Raw genomic sequence first — 21,473 nt, 5'->3', positions numbered from 1 at the left:
TCTGTTGGTGGCGATTGTTCTTGTTCTTAAGCTTCCTGAGTATTGGGCCTGGGAGCGTAATCTGCGGGATCCAGGGTCGTGGGGCGGCCGGGCAACGAAAGCGCGGCCATTCGGGGCTCTGTACGGGCCAACACCTTGCCGTTTTTGATCACGGCAAGGCGGGTGGGTTTCATGCGAACAGCTTCAATCGGATCACGCGCCTGCAGTACAACCATACTGGCAGGGCCGCCCTCGCGGATTGTCGGGTCGGGCAGGCCCATGGCTTTGGCGCCATTTTGGGTTACCGATGTGAATGCCCATTCCATCGCTTCTCGGGATGTCATCGGTACCGCGTGCACACCCATATGAGCCACTTCCAGCATGTCGGCGGACCCGAGCGAATACCACGGGTCCATTGTGCAATCCTGCCCGAAGGCAACGTTTACACCAGCCGCGCGCAGCTCTGGCACGCGGGTCAGACCTCGGCGGCGCGGATAGGTGTCCGAACGCCCTTGCAGCGTGATATTGATCAGAGGGTTGGGTACCACGTTCATACCGCTTTCTGCGATGAGCGGGATTAGCTTCGATGCATAGTAATTGTCATAAGAATGCATCGCAGTGACGTGGCTTGCAGTTACACGGCCCCCAAGCCCAAGGCGCGTGGTCTCAAAGGCCAACGTTTCTACGTGGCGAGACATCGGATCGTCGCTTTCATCGCAGTGCAGGTCCAGCATCAGGCCGCGGTCCGCCGCTATCTCGGCCAGTCTTGTGACCGATCGAGCCCCTTCCGACATCGTGCGTTCAAAATGCGGGATCCCGCCCACGACATCGACACCCATATCGAGCGCCTGGATCAGGTTTCTCTCTGCGTTTTCTGATCGGTAAAGGCCATCTTGCGGGAATGCCACCAGTTGCAGATCGATATAGGGGGCGACCTGTTTACGTACCTCCAAGAGCGCTTCAACACCCACCAACGGGGCGGATGAAACATCCACGTGCGAACGGATGGCGAGCAGCCCCTGCGACACGGCCAGATCGCAATACCGCATGGCCCGTTCAATCACGGCTTCGGGTGTCAGCAGGGGCTTCAATTCCCCCCAAAGCGCGATACCCTCCAAAAGTGTGCCCGAGACATTCATGCGCGGCAACCCTAGGCTCAGGGTCGCGTCCATATGGAAGTGCGGGTCCGTAAAAGGAGGGGAAACCAAGCGCCCAGCCGCCTGAATCTCTTCATGCGCCTCAGCCTTGATATCAGGCGCAATTTCCGCAACGCGGTCTGCCTTTATCGCGATATCCACCGGCCCGCTGCCATCCGGCAGGCTGGCCTGTCTGATGATTAAATCGAGCATCCAACTCCCCCAAATTTGACCGCATGGTAAAAAGTATTCTTCAAGAATGCTAATAGTTTTTGCGGCACTTCCGGACCCAGTGTTTCCGCTAGTCTCGGAGCGTGCTAATAACCAAGGCGTGTGTTGATCTTTCTTGGCAGCTGAAGCCGACATGACGATCAACTTTCGCTTTTGGGATTTTGCGTTGCAGAACTGCTAATTTTTGCAAAGGTCGGTTCACGCTGGGAATCTGTCTGTTTCAGCAAATTGCCGATCCGGAACCTTGATCCAGCGGATCCGCAGTTTTCCGGCAAGCAGAAAAAATCTTCGTAACAAAATCAAAGCACTGGGAGCCGCGATTTCGTAAACTTCGGCTTATAGTTTGCAAAACAACCTGCATAAGGGTGGCGAAGATCAATGCAGGCAAATGTCGTTGCATGTGAAACAAAGCGGGATTATAGTTTCGTATGCAACTAGATTCCTTCTTTCCCTATCGCCTCGCCGTGGCGTCCGAAGCGTTCTCACGAAAACTCACGGAAGTATACCAGCGCGAATTCGGGCTATCACGGGAGGAATGGCGCCTGCTTTTTCTACTTGCCAATGCCAAAAGCCTGACCTCTCTTGAGCTCTCGCAACGCACCACTCTGGATAAGGTTCAAGTCAGCCGGGCCGCGCAGAGGCTTGACGATAAAGGATTGATAACCAGAGCAATTTCCGAAGAAGATCGCCGGATAAGGGTTTATCATTGTACGCCGGAAGGCCATCGATGTTTCGAACAGTTGCTGCCACAAGTCGATGCTTGCGCGCAAGGGATGCTTAATTCCATGTCGGCTGAGGACCGTGCAGCTCTGGACCGAGGCGTGACTGCGCTGCTTAAGGCCGCGTCGGTTACATAGGTACATAAGCCAATCTGCGTAACTCAAGCCATCTGGAGAGCTGGCTGCCGACCGGCGTAGAAATCCGTGTAATCAGTGACGCGGAAGGGCATTGCCATCTCGGCCGAGTTGACGCCGTCGACCTAGAAGAGAAAGAGGTTTGCCAGTGTGTTTCTCTCAGGAGGCGTCGGGCTGGTATTCAGGTCGGGCGGCGTCAAATGCGGGCAGGGTAAATGCGCGTTCTTCGATCTCAAGTAACCGTTCGAATGGAGCCATATCGACGCCCCAGCGATGTGCATTGTAAAGCTGTGCGACAAGGCAGATATCGGCGAGGTCCGGCTTATCCCCAAAACTGAAGATGGTGTTAGCTGGCAAAAGCGCTTGGTAGGCATGGAAACCTTCGGTCATCCAATGCCGGAACCACTCGATCCCATCCTCAGCCGTAAGCCCGTACTGGGACTTCAGATGCGCAGTGACCCTAAGGTTGTTAACCGGATGAATGTCCATCGCGATGGTATGGGCCGCAGACTGTACCCGCGCACGCTCGAACGGGTCCTCCGGCAGGAACGGAGGTTCGGGTATGGTGGCGTCGAGATAATCGATGATCGCAAGCGATTGGGTGAGTACACGACCGTCCTCAAGGATCAGCGTAGGAACGCCCTTTCCGGGGTTCAGCGCGACATAGTCCGGCGCGCGCTGCTCTCCGGCAACAAGGTTGACCGGAACTGTTTCATAGGAAACACCCTTGAGATTCAGTGCGATCCGGACCCGGAAAGAGGTCGTCGAGCGCCAATAGCCGTATAGTTTCATGACTTCCTTGTTTTGTGGTCAGCCGTCTTGGATTTTGCCAAAGTTCGGTTCTCGTGCCAGAAAGTCTTCTGGCACGAGAAGCCTGTCAGGCAGACTTGTTGAGTTCTTTGGCATGCAGCCAATCGGCATGTTTCGGAGCTTTCTTGGTCTTCGACCACTCGTCCAACATAAGCCACTTCACTTCGTCCATGCGCTCCAGCAGCGCTACTTCTTCCGGGTCCGGGCAGGCCAGTTCGATACGATGGCCGGAAGGATCAAAGAAGTAGATAGAGTGGAAAATCGAATGGTCGGTCACGCCGAGTACTTCGACGCCATTAGCTTCCAGATGGTCCTTGAACTGAAGCAGCGTTTCACGATCCTTCACCTTGAAGGCGATGTGCTGCACCCAGATCGGAGTGTTGGGATCCCGGCCCATTTCCGGCTTCGTGGGCAGCTCGAAGAAGGCCAGAACATTCCCATTCCCGGCGTCCAAAAACAGATGCATGTAGGGGTCCGGCTCATGCGTCGATGGGACATGATCCTCGGCGATGGCCAGGATGAAGTCCATGTTCAGCATTTTTCCATACCAATCGACCGTCTCTTTTGCGTCTTTGCAGCGGTAAGCGACGTGATGGATCTTCTCGATTTTCATCGATTTTTCCTTTCCGAGGGTGCAGTTTTCAAGGCCAAGGCGACCTACGGCCGCCTCAGGCGGTTACATCAACCCCACCAGCCAGAGTGACAGTGAGGGTACAAGGATGAGCAGGGTCAGCCGCAGGATGTCCGCGATCCAGAATGGCAGCACGCCGCGAAAGATCGTTCCAAGTGAGACATCTTGCAACACGCCCTTCAGCACGAAGACATTCATACCGACCGGGGGTGTGATCAGGCTGATTTCAGTGGCCACAACAACGACGATGGCGAACCAGATCAGGGCGTTTTCGGGATCGAGCAGGAGTTCATTGGCAAACTCAAGCTCAAACATCAGTGGGTAAAAGACCGGCACTGTTAGCAAGATCATCGACAGGCTTTCAAGCACACAACCAAGCACCATGTAGGTCAGCATGATGAACACAATGACTGCCCAGACCGGCAATTCATTGTCGACAACAAAGCCTGATAGGGCATCCGGCAGTCCGGCGTAGTTTATGAAGTTGGTGAACAGCTCGGCACCGATGATCACAGCAAAGATCATGGCAGTAGCCCGGATCGAATCCAGCGTAGCTGCAAAAAAGCTGCGCCAGGTCATCGTCCTGAGGGCAATGGCGATCAGGATCGAAGCACCTGCACCCATTCCGGCCGCCTCAGTCGGTGTGAAGAACCCACCATAGATGCCAACCATGATGAAGAGAAAAAGGCCCAGCACACAGATCACGCCTATGACGTCAGCCCGACTCATGGGTTCGGTGTTTTCCTCCTCCGGAGCCAGAGATGGGTTCAACCGTACCGCAACCATGACCGCGCCAAGATAAAACAGCACACCAATGATACCTGGCACAATTCCCGCGATAAAAAGCTTGGCAATATTGGTTTCGGTCAACAGGCCGTAGATGATCAGGATCACCGACGGCGGGATCAAAATGCCTAGTGTTCCACCCGCGGCGATAGAGCCTGTCGCCAGCCGGTCATCATAGCCAAAACGACGCATTGAAGGCATGGCAACTTTTGACATCGTGGCAGCAGTGGCCAGGGACGAGCCGCACACCGCGGAGAAACCGCCGCAAGAAAAGACTGAAGCCATGGCAAGTCCGCCGCGCAGCCTGCCAAAAAGCCGATCGGCACCGGCGAACAGCCCGTGTGCCACGCCTGAACCGGCCAACACATTGCCCATGAAGATGAACAGAGGGATGACCGAAAGGGAGTAAGACAAAGAAGTGTCAAAGGCCACTTGCCCTGTCATAGCCCAGGCAGGCTCCCAACCACGCATATAGGCAAACCCAAAGCCGCCTACAGCCGCCATTGCGAACGCGATGGGCACGCGCAGTAGAATAAGTCCCAGAAGGATCGCAAAGCCGATCAGAGATTCAATCATGGGGCGCCCTCTAGGTGATCTTGATCGGTGTCGTGTTCGATGGGGGGTTGTAATCCGCGCAGGAATGCGATGAACGCCGAAACCATGCAGGAGACCCCAGCCAGATAGCCGAATGGTGCCAGTGGAATCTCAAGCGCGTTGGTCACCGCGCCGTCATGTGCGGCCTTGGCCGCATGGGTGAAAAGCCGCCAAGAAAAGGTGGCTAACAGGGCTGCAGAGAACAGGCCTGCAAACGCGGACAAAAGACGTTGCGTCTTGCGTCCCAGCGCCAGATTCAGCAGGTCGACCTCGACATGTTCACGGCGCTCTGTCGTCAGTGGCAAGGCAAGGAAAACGAGCGCTGCCAGCAGTATTTCAGTGAGTTCAAAGGCGCCGGAAAGCGGTGCGTTGAACAGGTAACGCCCAACCACATCCACACAGGTGATGAGGACGAGGCTGAACAGGATCAGTGCGGCCCCGACACCCAGAGATCTGTCGAGCAGCAGCCCGATGTCCAGCCCCTCATCAGGGGGCTGGTCGGGGAAACGATGGCGAAGCCGCTCCATGGATCAGAAGTCCACGCCAGCTTGCTTGCGCATTTCTTCCAGTGCCGCCGCGCCGTCGTAGCCGTCCGCCGAGATGGCTTCGGACCACGCTGTTTCGGCATCTGCTGCCTGGGATTTGATCGCGTCAACGACTTCGGCTGGCGCTTCGTAGATTTCGATCCCGGCCTTTTCGGCCGCGGCGCTGCCTTTCTCGTCTGCACCAACCCAAGCTTCGCCAACCAGTGCAGCAAAGGCTTCACCGGAAATCGCCTCAATGGCCGCCTGATCCTCTTCAGAGATCTCGTTCCATTTGTCTTCGTTCATGACCATGAACCAAGTGGTGTTGTAGATGCCGCCGGGGACTTGCATCGTGTACTTGACGTCTTCGGTCAGCTTGAACGCAGCCAGAGCATCGTAGGGGAACGTCACACCGTCGATTACTCCGCGCGAGAGCTTTTCATACACCTCACCGGAAGACATGAAGAGCGTTGTGGAGCCGAGACCGGACATCAGATCCGAGATATAGCCGCCGGGCACGCGGATTTTCAGGCCTGCGAAATCGTCCGTTGTCTCGATCTTGCGGACGTTGTTGTGCAGCATACCGGGGCCATGCACGAATAGCCCGAGAAGCTTGGTGCCCTCATGTTCTTTTTGCGCCTCCAGCGGGCCGGAATAGACATTCCAGAATGCTTTGGAACCGGCAACGGCATCGTCACCAATGAACGAGAACTGACCGATCCGAGAGCGGGTGAACCGGTCATCTGTGGTAAAGGAATGCAAGCCATAGGTGATGTCAGCGATACCTTCGGCAGCCATGTCGTAATGTGCCGGGGGTGGGCCCATGGGCTTTGCAAGCACACGTACAGTCACGCGGCCATCGGTGACTTCCTCCACCTGCTTGGCCCAGGGTTTGATTGCTTCAACTACGATCGGATGGCGCGGCGGCAGCCAGCTCGAAAGCGCCAGTTTGGTCTCTGCCACAGTAGTCGTTGCGATAGACATTGCAGCGGTTGCAATGCCGGCGAGCAGCAGGCTGTTGCCCTTCAGTTTGATATTCATGATATCCTCCCTTGGATTATGTGATGTCGGCGGCATTGAGCGCCTGGCTCAGGACGTTCCGGTCGCCGATGTGGTTGGCCAGGATCAGAATTAACCTCGCGTTGATTGTATCGCTCTCGGCCTTGGTCTTGCCCTCATGCGTTGCCAGCAGGTCGGCGTAGAAATCGTCGGTTCCGTCGATATTCGGTGTCAGGGTCAGATCGCTCATTGGCTTACTTCCTTACCGGCCGCACGGCGCAAGGCGGTGCGCATCAGGGTTTCGTTGTATTCCGCTCGGCGGGCAGCGACATGCTGATCTGGGCGGATTAGGTAGACCGCCGAATTGGCTTCGCCGAGATAGCGTTTCCTGAGCTGACCGGTCGGATCGTCGCGGGTTGAAAGAGCCAGGCGGCGTGCCGTAATCCCGTCCTCTTCCAGAATTTCAGGTGCTTCTGCATCGATTGTCAAAAGAATGAACTCATCACCCAGCTTCGACAACAGGTATTCATCGCTCAGCGGTGCATCGGGGCAGGGGGCACCGGGCTGCGTCCTTTCGGGACCGCCTGCCAGCGCGTCGGCGGAATTGAGTCCCGATCCACTGTACACGCATGGAACCGAGAGCCGACCCGAGTTGACCATCGGTCGTGCGAACTCATACGTTCCGCTCAGGCTGAGCACAGCATCGCGGAAGATCCGGCTGGTTTCTGATTTCGGCGTGATGAAATCGGTGGACCGTGTAGAGTTCATGATGTTTTCGTCCGCGCCATGAACCCGTTCGGCATCGTAGGTGTCAAGCAGGCTTTGAGGCGCTTTGCCTTGAATTACCAGACCTAGTTTCCAGCCAAGATTGTCCACGTCCTGCATGCCGGAATTGGCACCACGCGCACCAAAGGGCGAGACTTGGTGCGCCGCATCACCAGCAAAAAACACCCGCCCCGAGCGGAAACTGTCCATCCGCTTGCACTGGAAGGTGTAGATAGAGGACCAGACCATTTCGTAGTCCACATCCCCCAGCATTGCGTCCAATCGGCGACGGATATTCTCTTCCTTAAGTTCTTCTTTGCGGTCAACATCCCAGCCGATCTGGAAGTCGATCCGCCAGACATCATCAGGTTGCTTGTGCAACAAAGCTGAGGCGCCGGAGCCGTGGGTCGGTTCAAACCAGAACCAGCGCTCAGTAGGGAAATTCAGATCGCCTTTCAATTTGATATCAGCAATCAGGAAGCTGTCCTGAAAGACTCGACCGCTGAAATCGAGACCAAGCATCCCGCGCAGTGGTGAATTGGCGCCGTCGCAACCAATAAGCCAGTCCGCTTCAAGCGTGTAAGGTCCATCCGGTGTCATCACCTTCAGGGTGACGTGATCGTCGTGTACTTCAACGCTGTCCACACGGTTCTTGCCACGCAACTGGATCGGGGCACCCTTGTCCTGCAGCTCGCGCAGGCGATCGATCATGTATTGCTCGAAATATGGCTGTTGTAGATTGATGAAGGCGGGGTATTTATGCCCGTCTTCCGGCAACAGGTTAAATTCGAATACCTTGTCATCGCGATGGAATACCTTACCGAGATTCCAGACAACGCCTTTTTCGAGCATCGGTTCGCCGCAGCCATAGCGGTCGGCCACTTCCAGACAGCGCTTTGCGAAACAAATCGCCCGACTGCCCATGCCGATGCCCTCATGATCATCAAGCACAACCACCGGAATACCCTGGCGGCCGAGGTCCAGGGCTGTGGCGACTCCGATCGGCCCGCCGCCCATGACCACAACCGGGTGACGCACCGGTGCGTCAATATCCTGATCGGGCGACTTCTCGTATGGATAGCTCTTGTAGGCGAGCGTGTAACGGTCATCAAACATTGGAAAATCCCCTCCCTTCAGGCTTTCAGCCTTGCAGTTGCTCCCACATTTCCAGATCCCGCTGCGCCGTCCAGATACGTGGTGTGTCGATGCCGCGGGCTTCGTCATAGGCGCGCGCAACATTGAACGGCAGGCAGTGTTCGTAGATCGCGTAGTCAGTGAATTTCGGGTCGCACGCGTCGCGTACAGCGTCCCAGGCATCTTTCAGGGTGCCGCCGCTAGCGGCGACACGAGCAGCCGGGCGATAGGTGCTTTCGACAAAACCCCGGGTGGACTCGATTGCTGCTTCAACCATGTCTTTTCCGAGCAGAGCATCACCGCGTCCGGGGGCGATAGCATCGACGTCAAATGCGGCGATATTGTCCAGAGTGCCGCCCCAATCGTTGAAATGGCCGTCGCCGCAATAGCAGGCCGAGTGGTACTCGACGATGTCACCGGTAAACATGACGTTCTGGTCGGGGACGTGAATGACGATGTCACCGGCAGTATGAGCGCGACCAAGATGCATAAGATCGACGCGTCGACTTCCAAGGTAGACGCTCATGCGATCCTTGAAGGTCGTGGTGGGCCAGGTCAGTCCGGGAATGCTCTCATGGCCTTCGAACAGACGTGGAAAACGCTGAAACTCACTGTCCCAATCTTCCTGACCGCGTTCGACAACCTGCGCTCGGGTTGTTTCGGACATGAGAACCTGATCTGCGCCATATGCTGAAGCGCCCAGAACACGAACCGCGTGATAGTGAGTTAGCGCCAGATGTGTGATCGGTTTGTCGGTAACTTCTCTGACCTTCTCAATCACCTTGCCAGCCAGACGTGGTGTGGCCTGCGCCTCGACAATCATGACACTATCATCGCCGATGATCACGCCGGAATTGGGATCACCTTCAGCAGTAAAGGCCCAAAGCCCTTCACCCACTTCGGTGAAGCTAATCGTCTTCTCACCCAAATCTCCCTGAGATGCGAATGCCTTAGCCATTGTGTTCTCCCGAAGTATGTCGCTCGCGTGACTCGTTTTGTTTCATTTGCAACGAATATCGTTACAAATGAAACTAAAGTCAATGCCGTTTCGTTTGGAGTTACGTGTTTGAACTATTGTTGCTGAGTGCGTTCGAAGACTTTTTGCGAAGTTGCCGGCGTAGAAAAATGTTGTCCATTCCCGCAATTTTTTCAGCCAATCATGCCGACCGCCGTAAAGAACTGCTGTTCAAATAAGCGTCTGATGGACCCAATGTGGTGGTTCAAGGCTTAGCGCTGACGGCGATCATGGTTGAGAAGCTTCTGAAACAGAAACGACATCGGCGACTCCACATTTTTACGCCATGTGAGCCGGAGACTGTCTCAGTGAGTCACAAGTTTCCGCCCACCATCATCCAGTACCCAGCATTTGGTGCCTTCGAACACGGCGGTGGTTAGGGCGTGGCCATAGCCTGCACCTGTATCCAGATTGATACGGTTTCCATGATGTTCAGGTGCCGCGACGTGGCTGTGGCCGTGGACAACTAGCCATGGATATGGGTTTTTATGGTTCAGGAATTCCTCACGAATCCATATCAGATCGTCGTGGTCTTGCTGATCCAGTTTCACTCCTGGTCGAATACCTGCATGCACGAACAGCAATGCTCCGTCCTGATGGAACGGCTTTAGCCCGTTCAGAAAATCGATATGAGCCTGAGGGACGGCCTCTTTGGCTTTGGCGTGAACTTGATAGATTCTGTCCACGTTGGTGGCTTCAACCCCATAGGACTGCAGCGTTTCGATCCCGCCGATCCGAGGATGAAGCCAGTGATACCCGACCAGCAGGCGCGCATCATTGCGCGGATAGTCCTCCAGAAACATTGCGCACATCTGGTCATGATTGCCACGTAGAAAGACCCAGTTCTTACCGTCGGCGTTCCCTCGGACCAGCAGATCCAAAACCCCGCAACTTTGCGCACCCCTGTCCGTATAATCGCCAAGAAACACTATCTTGGCGTCTGGTCCTCCATCCCGTTCGATCCGGTCCAGTGCGTCTTCAAGCATCCCCAGTTGGCCATGGATATCGCCAATTACATAAACCGGATCTGACATGAGTGTTCCTTGTAGTCGTCTTCAGGCGGTAGTTGATTTGGGATCAGCCCACCCAGTCAATGCTAATGTCTTCGCGAAAAGCAAACCGTACCAGATGCGCTTCGATGACTTCCTGCGAGCGGTTCAGATCTCCGCGAGGGCCGGTCTTAGCCGTCAGCGAAAGGCTGGTTTCACCTGCGACCAAGGTCAGCCGATTTCCGCCCGGAAATTCCACGCTGCCGTGGGTGTCGTCGAAAGCCACCTGGGCCTTGTGGGACCAGTGCTTGCACAATTGCTGCAGGTACTTGCTGGCCGCTTTCGTTTTGGCAACACCCGAAACGCTTTGGTCAGGTAGCAACGCCAAGGCTTCATCGGCGGCCCGGCGCACCGCCTGCGCAAACAAAGTTACGTCGATGTTTGTGGCCAGGAAGGTCGCCCCCAGATCCAGACATTTACGCTGCATGGCCGGATCAAGTGTCAGTATCCCGGCAAATTTGCCTCCCGCGACGACTCGCGTTATCGCGTCCAACACAGCCTCTACCACTTCTGTATGACCAGCATCACCAATATGGCCCATGTCAGCGGCCAGATCGGAGGGACCGAGAAAGACCCCATCAACGTCAGAGGCAAGAATATCATCTAGTGCCTCTAACCCGGCGCGGTTTTCCACCTGAACAAGCAGGCAGATTTGTTCATCCGCCGTTTTCAGATAGTCCGGGATCGCCGCAAATCGCGAGGCCTTTGCCAACGCCGATCCCACGCCCCGAACCCCGTAGGGTGGGTATCGCACAGCCCGCACCAAATCCCGCGCCTGATCTCCGCTTTCGACCATCGGAACCAGAATATTCTGAACGCCGGCATCGAGGTATTGCTTGATCATCCAGGTTTCACCGATCGGCAAACGTGCGACCGGTTGGCTGCCGCTTCCTTCGATGACCCGCACCTGTTCCAGGATTGAGCGAAGATCGTTTGGGGCGTGTTCCCCGTCAACAAGCAACCAGTCGAAATGGGACGTTGCCGCGATTTCGGCGGCATAGGTGTCGGCCATTCCAATCCAGCAGCCGATCTGCGGCTGACCAGCCTGCAGCGCGGCCTTGAAAGCGTTTAGTGGCGCAGGCATCCTGGCCTCCTTTAGGCAAAGCTGATATCGACTGAGCCAAATGGCCCGAAATCAGCATGAATTTCGGTGCTCGGTGCGCATTCGACAGGTCGAATAAAGCTACCGGACAAGACCACCTGGCCCGGTTCTATGCTCTGGTCGTACTGCGCCATGCGACGGGCCAGCCAGACGACGCTTTCGACCGGGTCGTTCAGAACACCCGCGCCCAGACCGGTTTCCTCGATCTCACCATTGCGGAACGTCAGTGCCCCAACCCAACGCAAATCAAATGCTTCTATCGCGTGACGCTCAGGGCCCAACACGATGCCCGCATTGGCGGCGTTGTCGCTTATTGTGTCATAGACGGTACGTGTTTGTCCGGTCGCGAGGTCGACACGCTGAATACGCGTGTCGAGGATTTCAATCGAAGGCGCGACGTAATCCGTGGCGGCAATGATGTCGTCACGGGTTACGTTCTTTCCGCCTACCGCAGATTTCATGACAAAAGCAATCTCAACCTCGATCCGGGGCTGGATAAACCGGCCCGCAGGAACGGTTCCGCCGTGATCGAACTTCATATCATCGAACAAAATTCCGCTGTCGGGGATGTCGATGTTCAGCGCATATTGCATCGCTTTCGAGGTCAACCCGATTTTCCAGCCGATCACCTTGTGCCCTTCGGCCAATTTTTTTCGATAAATGGCGTTCTGGATCTCATAGGCGTCGCTCATCCCCATTTCGGGATGGCGCAGTGTCAGAAGGCCAATCTGTTCGTGCGAACATTCAGCCTGCAACAAGTCGGCTGCGGCACGGGCATGATCTTCGGGGGTCATACCTGTTCGTCCTCGACTGTGTTGCGCAGCGTTCCAATGCCCTCGACTGAGATTTCCACTACGTCACCCGGTTCCAGGTATTTTGGTGGATCAAACCGCGCACCCGCACCCGTCGGGGTGCCGGTGACGATGATGTCACCGGGCAGAAGCGTCATGAAGGTCGAAATATATTCGATCTCGCGCCTTATCGGGAACATCATGCGATTCAGCGTATCGTCCTGGCGCAACTCACCATTCACATGGGTCTGAATTCGGGCATCGTCTAACTGGGCCGCGTCGGTGAATGGCACTAGCCACGGACCGATGGCACCGGAATTGTCCCAGTTCTTTCCCTGTGTGACGTTGAACTTGGCATGGCGGACCCAGTCGCGGATTGTGCCTTCGTTACACAAGGTCAGGGCTGCGATGTGGTCATAGGCATCTTCCTGCGAAATTCGCCGACCGGATTTGCCAATCACGATAACGATCTCGCCCTCGTAATCCAGCGTGTGGTTTTCCGGCGGGCGGATCAGCGGGCGGTCGTGCCCGGTGAAACCGCTGGCAAAGCGCGGAAACAACGACATGTATTTCGGCTGTTCGCTGCCGTCTTTGTATTCTGCGTTGCGGTCGGGAAAGTTCACTCCGACGCAGAGGATGCGGCGGACATCCGGCATCACCATTTCGTAAGTGAATTCCTTGTGGGTCACTTCGCGGCCTGCTGCGGCCTTGGTCAACTGTTCAAACCCGCCCGCGGCGATCACCTCGTAAAGGCTAGCCTGATCGGGAAAGGCGTCGTTCAGCGCAATTGCACCGTCCTTGGTGATTGCGCCGAAAAATGTTGCTCCGTTTGCGGTGAAAGTTGCAAAGCGCATCAGGCCTCCTCGGCGGCGTCAATGCCACCCATGCACAAATATTTGAGTTCCATGAAGTCATCCAGCCCATGGCGCGACCCCTCGCGCCCCAGACCTGACATCTTAACGCCTCCAAAGGGCGCTTCGGCAGTTGAGATCAGGCCGGTGTTGATCCCGACCATGCCATATTCCAATGCCTCAGATACGCGCCAGACACGGGCCATGTCGCGCGAATAGAAATACGAGGCGAGGCCGAAATCGGTATCGTTGGCTGCTGCGATAACTTGGCTTTCTCTGTCGAATTTGAACAAAGGCGCGACTGGGCCGAAGGTTTCCTCGGTCGCCACCGCCATGTCTGCGGTCACGCCAGTCAGGATGGTTGGCTCGAAGAATGTGCCGCCAAGGGCGCGCGGTTTGCCGCCCAGTGTGACTGTTGCACCCTTGTCGGTCGCGTCTTTGATATGCTCAGACACTTTCGCGATTGCGGCCTGATCGATTAGTGGGCCAAAGACGGTGCCTTCGTCAAAGCCGTTTCCAGTCGGCAGTTTTGCGAGCTTAGCGGCCAGTTTTTCGGCGAACGCGTCGTAGACCCCAGACTGGACATAGATGCGGTTGGCACAGACGCAGGTCTGGCCGTTGTTTCGAAACTTGGCGATCACCGCCCCTTCGACTGCCGCGTCCAAATCTGCGTCGTCAAACACGATGAACGGCGCGTTGCCGCCCAATTCCAAACCTAGTTTCTTGATCGTAGGTGCGCATTGCGCATAAAGCATCGCGCCGATTTCGGTGGACCCGGTAAAGGTCAGTTTCTGCACGATTTTGCTCGAGGTCATCTCACCTCCGATGGCGCGCGCTGATCCAGTGATGACCGAGAACAATCCCGCAGGCAACCCGGCTCGCTCGGCCAGAACTGCCAGCGCGATAGCCGAGAACGGCGTCTGGCTGGCAGGTTTGAGCACCATGGAACAGCCTGCCGCCAGTGCCGGTCCCGCCTTTCGCGTGATCATGGCATTGGGGAAATTCCACGGCGTGATCGCGGCAACAACCCCGATCGGTTGTTTGATTGTGATGATCCGCTTGTCCGGCGCGTGGCCGGGGGTGACGTCGCCATAGGCGCGGCGGGCCTCTTCAGCGAACCATTCGATGAAGCTGGCGCCATAAGCGATTTCACCCTTGGCCTCAGCCAACGGCTTGCCCTGCTCTGCGGTCAGGATAGCGCCAAGATCATCCTGGTTTTCGATCATCAGCTCATACCAGCGGCGCAGGATTTGGCTGCGGTCCTTCGCTGTGCGATTGGCCCAGCCCTTCTGTGCACGGTGCGCTTCGGCGATTGCTTCGGACGTTTCGGCCGCCCCAAGATTGGGGACTCGTCCGATTAGATCACCAGTTGCCGGGTTGGTCACTTCCAAGGTGGTGGATACTTCAGTGGCACCGACCCACTTGGAGCCAACCCGCGCCGCTTCGATAAGCAACGTGGGGTCGTTGAGACGTAAGTCTGTCATTTGCAGGATTCCCGTGTCTCGGCCTCAGACCGAAAAGCTGATATTTGCCTGACCCGTTCCGGAACTACCGAAATACGGGGTGTAGATGTCGATCTCGCCTTTGTAACTGCCCCATCCCAACGCACCGAACAGCAGCGCAGTGTCGTTCATCGCACACTCGCCCGTACATTTCTTGGCGTAGTCAGGCAAAAGGTCCAAGAATTCTTCGAACCGGCCCTGTTCCCACAATTCGAGAACGCGCATATCCATCTGGCGATTGAACTCGCCATTCACTGCGTTCAGACCCTCGACCGAGCGCTCATTCGGCGTGAAGTCATGACTTAGAGACCCGGAGGCCAGAATAGAAACATTGCGGTCCGAGCGCCGAATGCCTTCTGCGATGGCTTCGCCCCAAACGCGGTTCTCGGCGATGGATGAGAACTGGTTGACCGCAACCGGCAGTACCCGGGCATTCACACCGTCATTGATGAAATGCATTGGCAAAAGGGTACCGTATTCCATGCCCATGTCGGGATGCGAATGACCCAATGCCCGTTCCCCACGTTCTCTCAGAACGTCGAGGATAGTTTCACCAAGATCGTGATCACCGCGATAGTCGAACTCCATATCCGCCAGCATGTGCGGCAGTTCATGGCTAATAAAACGGCCCTTGTGGCGCTCTTTTGTGTTCAGGTGAAAACCCTGATTGGTGATCCAATGCGTATCGAAGATGATGAAGGTGTCGACCTCGCGGTCAATCGCGTCCTGACGCAGACGTGCGTAACCATCTATCGCAGGTTGCCGGATACCTTTGTATTTCGGCATCGTGTGGGACATCCAGATGCTGGGCACATGTGTGATCTTAGCAGCCTGTACAATCTTTCCCATGACAGTTCCTCCTCATATAAGGTGGCGTCTGACCGCTTTGTAAGGGAGAGCGGACGACCAGACGTCGTTTGGTCCGACTCTCAAAGAGTTTTTGGACCATAGATGTGCGCGCGTATCCTAACTTTTTACGAGCGGCACCTTGTCCAGACGTCGCTCGGAAGGCGTTACTTTCCCAACTGCATAATCTTGTGCTGACCAGTGGCAAAGCCCACGTGTTTCTGCTCCATATAGAAGTCAAAGCTCCAATCACCGCCGTCGCGACCGATACCCGACGCCTTTACCCCGCCAAAGGGCGTGGGCAGGTGGCGAACATTTTCCGAGTTCACCCAGATCATCCCAGCTTCCAACTTATCGGTAAAGCGCAGGGCACGTGTAAGGTCGTTGGTCCAGACATAGCCGGTTAACCCATAGGGCGTGTCATTGGCGATCTGCAGCGCTTCTTCTTCGGTCGAGAATGGAATGGAAGTTAGCACAGGGCCAAATATTTCCTCACGCGCGATGCGCATGTCGTTATTGGCATTTGTAAACAATGTCGGGCGTACGAAATACCCGTCGTCACCAACCTTGACGCCACCGGCCGCGACGGTGGCGCCATCCTCTTTTGCGATGTCAAAGTATGAGGTCACCTTGTTGTAATGCTCCTCAGTGACCAGCGGGCCGATCTCGGTCGCAGGGTCCAGGGGGTGCCCGACTTTGATGTTGTTCACACGCTCGACCAGTTTGGCCTCGAACTCTTCCTTGATAGTGTCCTGCACCAGCAGCCGCGAGGACGAGGTGCAGCGCTCACCGTTGATCGAGTAGATCATGAAAATCACCGCATCCAGAGCCCGGTCCAGATCGGCGTCATCAAACACGATAACGGGGTTCTTACCGCCAAGTTCCAGGTGCATCCGCTTTAGCGTATCGGCACCCTGCTTTGTGATGATGCTGCCTGTCCGGCTTTCTCCGACAAAAGCGATGGCTTTGATCAAGGGGTGCTCTGTCAGCGCCTTGCCGGCATCAGGGCCAAACCCGTTCACAGTATTCAGCACGCCCTTGGGCAGCCCTGCCTCTTCAGCAATTTCCACCAACAGACGGGCAGACAAAGGAGAGTCTTCGGCTGGTTTGTGGACCACGGAGCAGCCCGCAGCCAGAGCGGGCGCGATTTTCCAAGTCGACAGCATGAAAGGTGTGTTCCACGGAGTGATCACACCAACCGGGCCGATAGGTACACGGGTGGTGATATTCATCAACGTCGGCGATTTCAGGTGCTGCCCGTCGCGAGCCTGCACGACCTGATCCGCAAAGTAGCGAAAATTCTCGGCTCCGCGCAGCGCGGCCTTGGACATGAACCGTAATGTTTGGCCCGTATCCCAACATTCACACAGCGCAATTTCTTCGGCCCGGGCTTCGATCGCATCGGCAACGTTCAACAGGATCCGGCGGCGTTCGGTGGCGGGCATGTCGCGCCATTCAGTAAAGGCAGCATGGGCCGCTTTGACCGCTGCGTCGATATCGTCGGACGTACCGTGCGCAACGTCGCAGATCACCGATTTATCCACGGGAGAGGAGGATTGGAAAACACCCGCTGCGCCATCCCGGTCTTCGCCTGCGATACGGTTCTTGATGCCTGTTTCTTTGAACCGGGCCAGAAAGCCTGCCAGTTTCTCAATATTCGTATCCAGTACGCTCATGCGTCAGGTCTCCTGCTTTGTCGCAGCCAAATGATTCCGGATTGTGCCGGTCTTGGGCGAAAGGTCTGGGTCGATGTCACGCATCTCTAGTGAAAGCGCGATAGAGTGTTTCGAGAAGGCCTGTTCCAGATACGCCTCAACCGCGTCAAAGATACGCTGTGTGGCGTCCTTCTTAACGTCGTCAGGACGGCCAGCGCGCAGGCGGATTGAGATGTCCACAAAGCCATGCTTGGGATCTCCATCCGCAATGGCAAAATAGTCAACACGCGTGGCGCGGACGCGAATTCCCGGCATTGGAAAAGCCTCAATCCCCGCAGCGGTGTCTCGTATGCATTCGCACAAGCCACCGATGTCGACCCGATCGTCCAGATTGCCGGAGTATTCGACGTGGAAGTGTGGCATGACCTCTCCTTTACTACTTAACATGTTTAGTAAATTTTATCGCGACCGTCAAGAACTTGCTTTGTTAATCTTTGCAATTCCTGAAATGGCGTTCTAGAAGGCTGGAATGAACCGACAAAGCCATACCACGAGAACCTCTCGCGCTCTTCCGATCGCCCTGCTGCGCGCACGCGAAACCGTTATGGCCCCAATTCGGGATATGCTGCAGGGTATACAGCTGACTGAGCAAAAGTGGCGTATCCTTCGTGTTCTGGACGAAATGGGCGAAGTGGAACAAAGCACTATTGCAAATGAGGCCTGCCTTTTGCTTCCCAGCCTGACGCGAATTCTACGCACGATGGAGACTGATGGGCAGATATCCCGCCGTCAGGGCAGCACGGATAAGCGCCGCACCATGGTGAAGATCACCGATGAGGGGCGTCAAATTCTTGAAGAGAACCTTGCGACCTCGCTGGCGATTCACAATACGATCGAGGCGCAAATGGGGCAGGAAAAAATCGACAACCTACTGGATCTACTTGAGGAATTGCAGGCCGTAAAGGTTTGACCCCGACCTTGAAGACCGGGGCCAGCGTGATCACTACAGTCTCGCTAGTCCTGTATCCAGGGCTGACAGGATCTTGGCTACGTCATCAGACGTGATGACCAGCGGCGGAGACAATATGATGTTGTTTCCAGATACACGGACCATAACGCCATCTTCATAAGTTGCTTTTTGAACCTGCAGCGGAAGATGTTTGGCAATTGGCGCCTTGGTCGCACGGTCCGAAACCAGCTCGAGCGCACACATCAGGCCTTCACCCCCTCGCACGTCACCGACTACGTCGTATTTGTCGGCCAGTTTTTTCAACCCGGCAAACAACTCATCCCCCCGTGCAGCTGCGTTTTCCCAAACTCGCAGGCGGTTGATCTCGGCAAGCGTGGCCAAGGCTGCGGCCGCGCCAACCGGGTGCCCGGAATAGGTGTAGCCCTGATCGACAGAAGCTCTGCCGGTAGTGTCGCTTTCGAACACCTCCGCAACCGCGCCTGAGATCATTGCCGCGCCGAATGGGAAATAGCCGTTTGTGATGGCTTTGGCCGTTGTCATGATATCGGGCTGCACCCCCCAATGTCTCGCGCCACTTTCGCTGCCTGTACGCCCAAAGGCAGTAATGATTTCGTCCGAAATCAGCAGAATTCCGTGCTTTGAGCAGACCTCACGCACCATGGGCATAAAGCTCTTGTGCGGCGGGATCACTCCGCCTGCGCCCAAGATTGGCTCCATAATAAATGCGGCGACGGTGTTTGCACCCTGGAATGCGATTTCGGCCTCCAGCGCTTTTACGCAAAGTTGCGCAAGACGCTCGGGGTCCGTCTCATCGAACGGGTTGCGATAGGTCCAGGGCGCGGGCACGTGGAAACAGCCCGGCATCATCGGCTCATAAGCCGCACGGAACTTCTGATTGCCATTGACCGAGGCAGCCGCGAAGTGGGTGCCGTGATAGCCCTGTTTCAGGCTGATGAACTTGGTACGGCCGGCCTCGCCTCGAACTTTGTGAAACTGACGTGCAAGTTTCAGCGCGATCTCAACCGAATCCGATCCACCCGAAGTAAAGAATGCACGGGTCAATCCGTCAGGCGCAAAGAACTGCGCCAACTCATAAGACAATTCGATCGCCTTGTCGTTGCTGGTGCCGCGAAAGGTTGAATAATAGGGTAGCGCGTTCAGTTGATCGGTGATGGCCTGCTTTACCGGATCACAGGAATAGCCCAGATTGACGTTCCATAAGCCACCCACTGCATCCAGCGCCTTGTGACCATCTACATCAATGATGCTGACCCCTTCACCTCCGGTCAGAATGGTCGGCGGGTTTTTCTGGCTGTCGGCCGGGTGCGCCATTGGTTGCCAGAAATGTCGGGCGTTGTTTTCCTTCAGAAAGTTGGAGTCTTTCATGTAACGTGTCTCCGGAGATTTAGTCCGCCCGTCAATCATGGGTGGAATTCGGTTGGAAAATTTTCGGGCATCTGGCCGCCAAAGTTTGCGGTCAGTTCTTTCGAAAGGGTGTGGAGTGAGGTCAAAATCAGCGGCTGTCGCGCGCGGGTTGCACGAATTTCGGGAACGGCAATCGCAATGGTTCCAATCGCGATCTGATCAATACCGAAGATAGGCGCCGCATATCCGAAGACACCATCTTCAAAGCTGCCATTACTATTGGCCCAGCCCGCCCGGCCGATTTGTGCAACCCGGTCACGAATAATCTTTGGGTCCGTCATTGTTGCTTCGGTAAATCGGGTGAGTGTGTCGGATTCCAAGCGTTCCAGAAGGAAAGCGGGACCGAAGCTCAGCATACATAATCCCGAAGCAGTCGCGTTCACCGGAATAATTTCGCTAGGGTCCAGACTTACGCGAACGCTGTGCTGCGTGGTTTCGACCACCAGCGCAGTTTGCAGAGTGTCTTTTTCAAGCAGCGTAAGGTGCAGGCTTTCGCCAACCTCATGCATCGCGGCCTGCATTTTCTGGCGTGCACCATCAAGGCCAGGCTTGGCAATCTCGCGCAGGGCGGCCAACCGAAGAGCAGCTGGTCCGATGGCATATGATTTCGTCTGCGGATTCTGCTCAATTAGGCCGAACTCTTCCAGTGCTCGTAAGTGGCGGAGGGCGGTTGCCTTGTTCAATCCAGCCAGGCGCGCAATGTGACTCAGCCCGATTTCCGGCTGAGAGCTTGAAAAGTACTCTAGCATTTTCAAGGCATTAAGTGCGGTGCCCATGTGTTTTGCCTCCTCCCGGTCAGGTTATACTTGACAGAATTAACTTAACAACGCAACATTATTATTGTTAACGCGGTTCATTTATTGAACCACTAACGGGAGGTGTCAATGAAGAAATTTCTAGCAACCGCCGCATTTGTAGCGTCAGCAACCGCTGCACTGGCAGAGTATCCAGAGAAACCGGTAACTTTCGTGGTTCCATGGCCTCCGGGCGATCTTGAAGACGTGCTGACGCGAATGATCGCGGACGAATTTCAAGCCATGTACGACGTCCCGGCTGCGGTCGTGAACAAGCCCGGCGGCGGCGGCGGTCCGTTCCCAGGTGCAGTCGAAGTCGCCACCGCGCCAGCAGACGGATACACTATTGGTTCTTTCGTCATTGGCGTTCCCGTCATTGGACCGGAAATCGGTATCCCTGAACTGAACCCGAACCCGTTTGATCCGATCGGTATTTTTCTGACTTACCCATTCGTAATCGCATCCAGCAAGGATGCGCCGTTCTCGAACTGGGAAGAACTGGCAGAACACGGCAAGGATAACGATTTGGCGCTTGGTCACTTCGGCTCGGTCTTGCCGCCCACGCAGGTCACCTTTGCTGCTGCTGTAAGCAGCGGATTTGATTTTGCAAGTGAAGCAGCCTTTGACGCGTTGGATTGCAACACGCTGGCATCGGGTGACGTGGACGTCATCAACACCACGTTGCAACTTGTACTACCTTGCCTGGATGACGTGAACATTCTGGCGAGCATAGGTGGCGAGCGGATTTCGCTGATCCCAGATACGCCGACGATCGTCGAGCTCAACCCGGATCTGCCGCTGGCATTGTGGAACGGCCTGTTCGTTCACAAGGATACTCCACCCGAGGCACGCGAAAAAATCACCGCAGCAGCACAAAAGGCAGTGCAGTCGGACAAGGCCAAGCAGCTTGCTGAGGAAACCGGTGCTTTGATCTACTGGCAGGACCCAGACGCATCCAACGCTCAGATTGAGCAAGACAAATCCTCTTTCGCCAAGATTGAAGAAATTCTGGGCGAGTAAGATCCAGATT

At 55.8% G+C, this 21,473-nt stretch carries 22 protein-coding genes; 3 read left to right on the top strand and 19 right to left on the bottom strand.

The genetic code is table 11. The features are described from left to right. Window positions 1–26: 26 nt before the first annotated feature. The gene (locus tag AC2FI8_RS22520) at window positions 27–1,328 is read right to left on the bottom strand and encodes an amidohydrolase family protein (RefSeq protein ID WP_496781031.1); all 1,302 of its coding nucleotides are present in this window, start codon (window positions 1,326–1,328) and stop codon (window positions 27–29) included. Window positions 1,329–1,774: 446 nt separating this feature from the next. Between AC2FI8_RS22520 and AC2FI8_RS22515 the strand changes: the two genes are divergently transcribed. Then, a complete protein-coding gene (locus tag AC2FI8_RS22515) occupies window positions 1,775–2,203 on the top strand; it encodes a MarR family winged helix-turn-helix transcriptional regulator (RefSeq protein ID WP_496727452.1) in 429 nt (142 codons plus the stop codon). A gap of 156 nt (window positions 2,204–2,359) precedes the next feature. On the opposite strand, the gene maiA is transcribed toward AC2FI8_RS22515, so the two are convergent. The 16 genes from maiA to AC2FI8_RS22435 form a co-directional block, all read right to left on the bottom strand. Continuing rightward, window positions 2,360–2,992: a maleylacetoacetate isomerase gene (maiA, locus tag AC2FI8_RS22510; RefSeq protein WP_496781030.1), complete on the bottom strand. Its 633-nt coding sequence runs from the start codon at window positions 2,990–2,992 to the stop codon at window positions 2,360–2,362. A gap of 85 nt (window positions 2,993–3,077) precedes the next feature. Next, window positions 3,078–3,623, bottom strand: coding sequence for a VOC family protein (locus AC2FI8_RS22505; protein ID WP_496781029.1), 546 nt, complete (start codon window positions 3,621–3,623; stop codon window positions 3,078–3,080). A gap of 63 nt (window positions 3,624–3,686) precedes the next feature. Then, on the bottom strand, window positions 3,687–5,003 hold the full coding sequence (locus AC2FI8_RS22500) for a TRAP transporter large permease (protein ID WP_058278629.1): 1,317 nt from the start codon (window positions 5,001–5,003) through the stop codon (window positions 3,687–3,689). Next, the gene (locus AC2FI8_RS22495; RefSeq protein ID WP_082637164.1) at window positions 5,000–5,548 is read right to left on the bottom strand and encodes a TRAP transporter small permease; all 549 of its coding nucleotides are present in this window, start codon (window positions 5,546–5,548) and stop codon (window positions 5,000–5,002) included. The genes AC2FI8_RS22500 and AC2FI8_RS22495 overlap by 4 nt, the downstream gene beginning before the upstream one ends. A gap of 3 nt (window positions 5,549–5,551) precedes the next feature. After that, entirely contained in the window at window positions 5,552–6,586 is a 1,035-nt protein-coding gene (locus tag AC2FI8_RS22490; protein WP_496781028.1) for a TRAP transporter substrate-binding protein, read from the bottom strand. A 16-nt stretch (window positions 6,587–6,602) separates the two neighbouring features. Continuing rightward, entirely contained in the window at window positions 6,603–6,794 is a 192-nt protein-coding gene (locus AC2FI8_RS22485; protein WP_496781027.1) for a DUF2783 domain-containing protein, read from the bottom strand. Next, window positions 6,791–8,425 carry an FAD-dependent oxidoreductase gene (locus AC2FI8_RS22480; protein ID WP_496781026.1) on the bottom strand — a complete coding sequence of 545 codons (1,635 nt, stop codon included), beginning with the start codon at window positions 8,423–8,425 and terminating at the stop codon, window positions 6,791–6,793. Before AC2FI8_RS22480 ends, AC2FI8_RS22485 begins: the two co-directional genes overlap by 4 nt. Window positions 8,426–8,450: 25 nt before the next feature. Beyond that, window positions 8,451–9,401, bottom strand: coding sequence for an MBL fold metallo-hydrolase (locus AC2FI8_RS22475; protein ID WP_496781025.1), 951 nt, complete (start codon window positions 9,399–9,401; stop codon window positions 8,451–8,453). A gap of 362 nt (window positions 9,402–9,763) precedes the next feature. Next, the gene (locus AC2FI8_RS22470; RefSeq protein WP_496781024.1) at window positions 9,764–10,492 is read right to left on the bottom strand and encodes a metallophosphoesterase family protein; all 729 of its coding nucleotides are present in this window, start codon (window positions 10,490–10,492) and stop codon (window positions 9,764–9,766) included. Window positions 10,493–10,535: 43 nt separating this feature from the next. Then, entirely contained in the window at window positions 10,536–11,591 is a 1,056-nt protein-coding gene (locus tag AC2FI8_RS22465) for an aldolase/citrate lyase family protein (RefSeq protein WP_496781023.1), read from the bottom strand. A gap of 11 nt (window positions 11,592–11,602) precedes the next feature. Further along, window positions 11,603–12,403, bottom strand: coding sequence for a 2-oxo-hept-4-ene-1,7-dioate hydratase (gene hpaH / locus AC2FI8_RS22460; protein ID WP_496781022.1), 801 nt, complete (start codon window positions 12,401–12,403; stop codon window positions 11,603–11,605). After that, window positions 12,400–13,254 carry a fumarylacetoacetate hydrolase family protein gene (locus AC2FI8_RS22455; RefSeq protein WP_496781021.1) on the bottom strand — a complete coding sequence of 285 codons (855 nt, stop codon included), beginning with the start codon at window positions 13,252–13,254 and terminating at the stop codon, window positions 12,400–12,402. Before AC2FI8_RS22455 ends, hpaH begins: the two co-directional genes overlap by 4 nt. Then, window positions 13,254–14,735 carry an NAD-dependent succinate-semialdehyde dehydrogenase gene (locus AC2FI8_RS22450; protein ID WP_496781020.1) on the bottom strand — a complete coding sequence of 494 codons (1,482 nt, stop codon included), beginning with the start codon at window positions 14,733–14,735 and terminating at the stop codon, window positions 13,254–13,256. Before AC2FI8_RS22450 ends, AC2FI8_RS22455 begins: the two co-directional genes overlap by 1 nt. Window positions 14,736–14,759: 24 nt before the next feature. Then, entirely contained in the window at window positions 14,760–15,602 is an 843-nt protein-coding gene (hpaD, locus tag AC2FI8_RS22445) for a 3,4-dihydroxyphenylacetate 2,3-dioxygenase (protein ID WP_058274535.1), read from the bottom strand. A 164-nt stretch (window positions 15,603–15,766) separates the two neighbouring features. Next, the gene (hpaE, locus tag AC2FI8_RS22440; RefSeq protein ID WP_496781019.1) at window positions 15,767–17,275 is read right to left on the bottom strand and encodes a 5-carboxymethyl-2-hydroxymuconate semialdehyde dehydrogenase; all 1,509 of its coding nucleotides are present in this window, start codon (window positions 17,273–17,275) and stop codon (window positions 15,767–15,769) included. A gap of 3 nt (window positions 17,276–17,278) precedes the next feature. Then, complete coding sequence (locus AC2FI8_RS22435) at window positions 17,279–17,677, bottom strand: 5-carboxymethyl-2-hydroxymuconate Delta-isomerase (protein WP_058274537.1); 399 nt, start codon at window positions 17,675–17,677, stop codon at window positions 17,279–17,281. A 106-nt stretch (window positions 17,678–17,783) separates the two neighbouring features. Between AC2FI8_RS22435 and hpaR the strand changes: the two genes are divergently transcribed. Further along, complete coding sequence (gene hpaR / locus AC2FI8_RS22430; protein WP_058281156.1) at window positions 17,784–18,224, top strand: homoprotocatechuate degradation operon regulator HpaR; 441 nt, start codon at window positions 17,784–17,786, stop codon at window positions 18,222–18,224. Window positions 18,225–18,257: 33 nt separating this feature from the next. Here hpaR and AC2FI8_RS22425 read toward each other — a convergent pair whose 3' ends face one another. Then, window positions 18,258–19,610 (bottom strand): aminotransferase class III-fold pyridoxal phosphate-dependent enzyme, encoded by a 1,353-nt coding sequence (locus tag AC2FI8_RS22425; RefSeq protein ID WP_282120992.1) that lies wholly within the window; start codon window positions 19,608–19,610, stop codon window positions 18,258–18,260. 35 nt (window positions 19,611–19,645) lie between these two features. Beyond that, the gene (locus AC2FI8_RS22420) at window positions 19,646–20,425 is read right to left on the bottom strand and encodes an IclR family transcriptional regulator (RefSeq protein ID WP_496781018.1); all 780 of its coding nucleotides are present in this window, start codon (window positions 20,423–20,425) and stop codon (window positions 19,646–19,648) included. Window positions 20,426–20,533: 108 nt separating this feature from the next. Between AC2FI8_RS22420 and AC2FI8_RS22415 the strand changes: the two genes are divergently transcribed. Then, window positions 20,534–21,463 (top strand): tripartite tricarboxylate transporter substrate binding protein, encoded by a 930-nt coding sequence (locus tag AC2FI8_RS22415; protein WP_058274540.1) that lies wholly within the window; start codon window positions 20,534–20,536, stop codon window positions 21,461–21,463. Window positions 21,464–21,473: the final 10 nt, after the last annotated feature.

The sequence above is a fragment of the Ruegeria sp. CDSB029 genome (assembly GCF_059611125.1).
Note: the sequence above shows the minus strand (reverse complement) of the source record. Positions and strands in the feature narration are given on the sequence as shown.

Bases quoted from the DNA above. Each gene is read 5' to 3' on its own strand.
- AC2FI8_RS22515 (WP_496727452.1), top strand. From the start codon at position 1,775: ATGCAACTAGATTCCTTCTTTCCCTATCGCCTCGCCGTGGCGTCCGAA.
- maiA (WP_496781030.1), bottom strand. From the start codon at position 2,992: ATGAAACTATACGGCTATTGGCGCTCGACGACCTCTTTCCGGGTCCGG.
- AC2FI8_RS22505 (WP_496781029.1), bottom strand. From the start codon at position 3,623: ATGAAAATCGAGAAGATCCATCACGTCGCTTACCGCTGCAAAGACGCA.
- AC2FI8_RS22465 (WP_496781023.1), bottom strand. From the start codon at position 11,591: ATGCCTGCGCCACTAAACGCTTTCAAGGCCGCGCTGCAGGCTGGTCAG.
- hpaR (WP_058281156.1), top strand. From the start codon at position 17,784: ATGAACCGACAAAGCCATACCACGAGAACCTCTCGCGCTCTTCCGATC.
- AC2FI8_RS22425 (WP_282120992.1), bottom strand. From the start codon at position 19,610: ATGAAAGACTCCAACTTTCTGAAGGAAAACAACGCCCGACATTTCTGG.
- AC2FI8_RS22435 (WP_058274537.1), bottom strand. From the start codon at position 17,677: ATGCCACACTTCCACGTCGAATACTCCGGCAATCTGGACGATCGGGTC.
- AC2FI8_RS22475 (WP_496781025.1), bottom strand. From the start codon at position 9,401: ATGGCTAAGGCATTCGCATCTCAGGGAGATTTGGGTGAGAAGACGATT.
- AC2FI8_RS22495 (WP_082637164.1), bottom strand. From the start codon at position 5,548: ATGGAGCGGCTTCGCCATCGTTTCCCCGACCAGCCCCCTGATGAGGGG.
- AC2FI8_RS22500 (WP_058278629.1), bottom strand. From the start codon at position 5,003: ATGATTGAATCTCTGATCGGCTTTGCGATCCTTCTGGGACTTATTCTA.
- hpaH (WP_496781022.1), bottom strand. From the start codon at position 12,403: ATGACCCCCGAAGATCATGCCCGTGCCGCAGCCGACTTGTTGCAGGCT.
- AC2FI8_RS22470 (WP_496781024.1), bottom strand. From the start codon at position 10,492: ATGTCAGATCCGGTTTATGTAATTGGCGATATCCATGGCCAACTGGGG.
- AC2FI8_RS22450 (WP_496781020.1), bottom strand. From the start codon at position 14,735: ATGACAGACTTACGTCTCAACGACCCCACGTTGCTTATCGAAGCGGCG.
- AC2FI8_RS22415 (WP_058274540.1), top strand. From the start codon at position 20,534: ATGAAGAAATTTCTAGCAACCGCCGCATTTGTAGCGTCAGCAACCGCT.
- hpaE (WP_496781019.1), bottom strand. From the start codon at position 17,275: ATGAGCGTACTGGATACGAATATTGAGAAACTGGCAGGCTTTCTGGCC.
- AC2FI8_RS22485 (WP_496781027.1), bottom strand. From the start codon at position 6,794: ATGAGCGATCTGACCCTGACACCGAATATCGACGGAACCGACGATTTC.
- AC2FI8_RS22420 (WP_496781018.1), bottom strand. From the start codon at position 20,425: ATGGGCACCGCACTTAATGCCTTGAAAATGCTAGAGTACTTTTCAAGC.
- AC2FI8_RS22520 (WP_496781031.1), bottom strand. From the start codon at position 1,328: ATGCTCGATTTAATCATCAGACAGGCCAGCCTGCCGGATGGCAGCGGG.
- hpaD (WP_058274535.1), bottom strand. From the start codon at position 15,602: ATGGGAAAGATTGTACAGGCTGCTAAGATCACACATGTGCCCAGCATC.
- AC2FI8_RS22490 (WP_496781028.1), bottom strand. From the start codon at position 6,586: ATGAATATCAAACTGAAGGGCAACAGCCTGCTGCTCGCCGGCATTGCA.
- AC2FI8_RS22455 (WP_496781021.1), bottom strand. From the start codon at position 13,254: ATGCGCTTTGCAACTTTCACCGCAAACGGAGCAACATTTTTCGGCGCA.
- AC2FI8_RS22480 (WP_496781026.1), bottom strand. From the start codon at position 8,425: ATGTTTGATGACCGTTACACGCTCGCCTACAAGAGCTATCCATACGAG.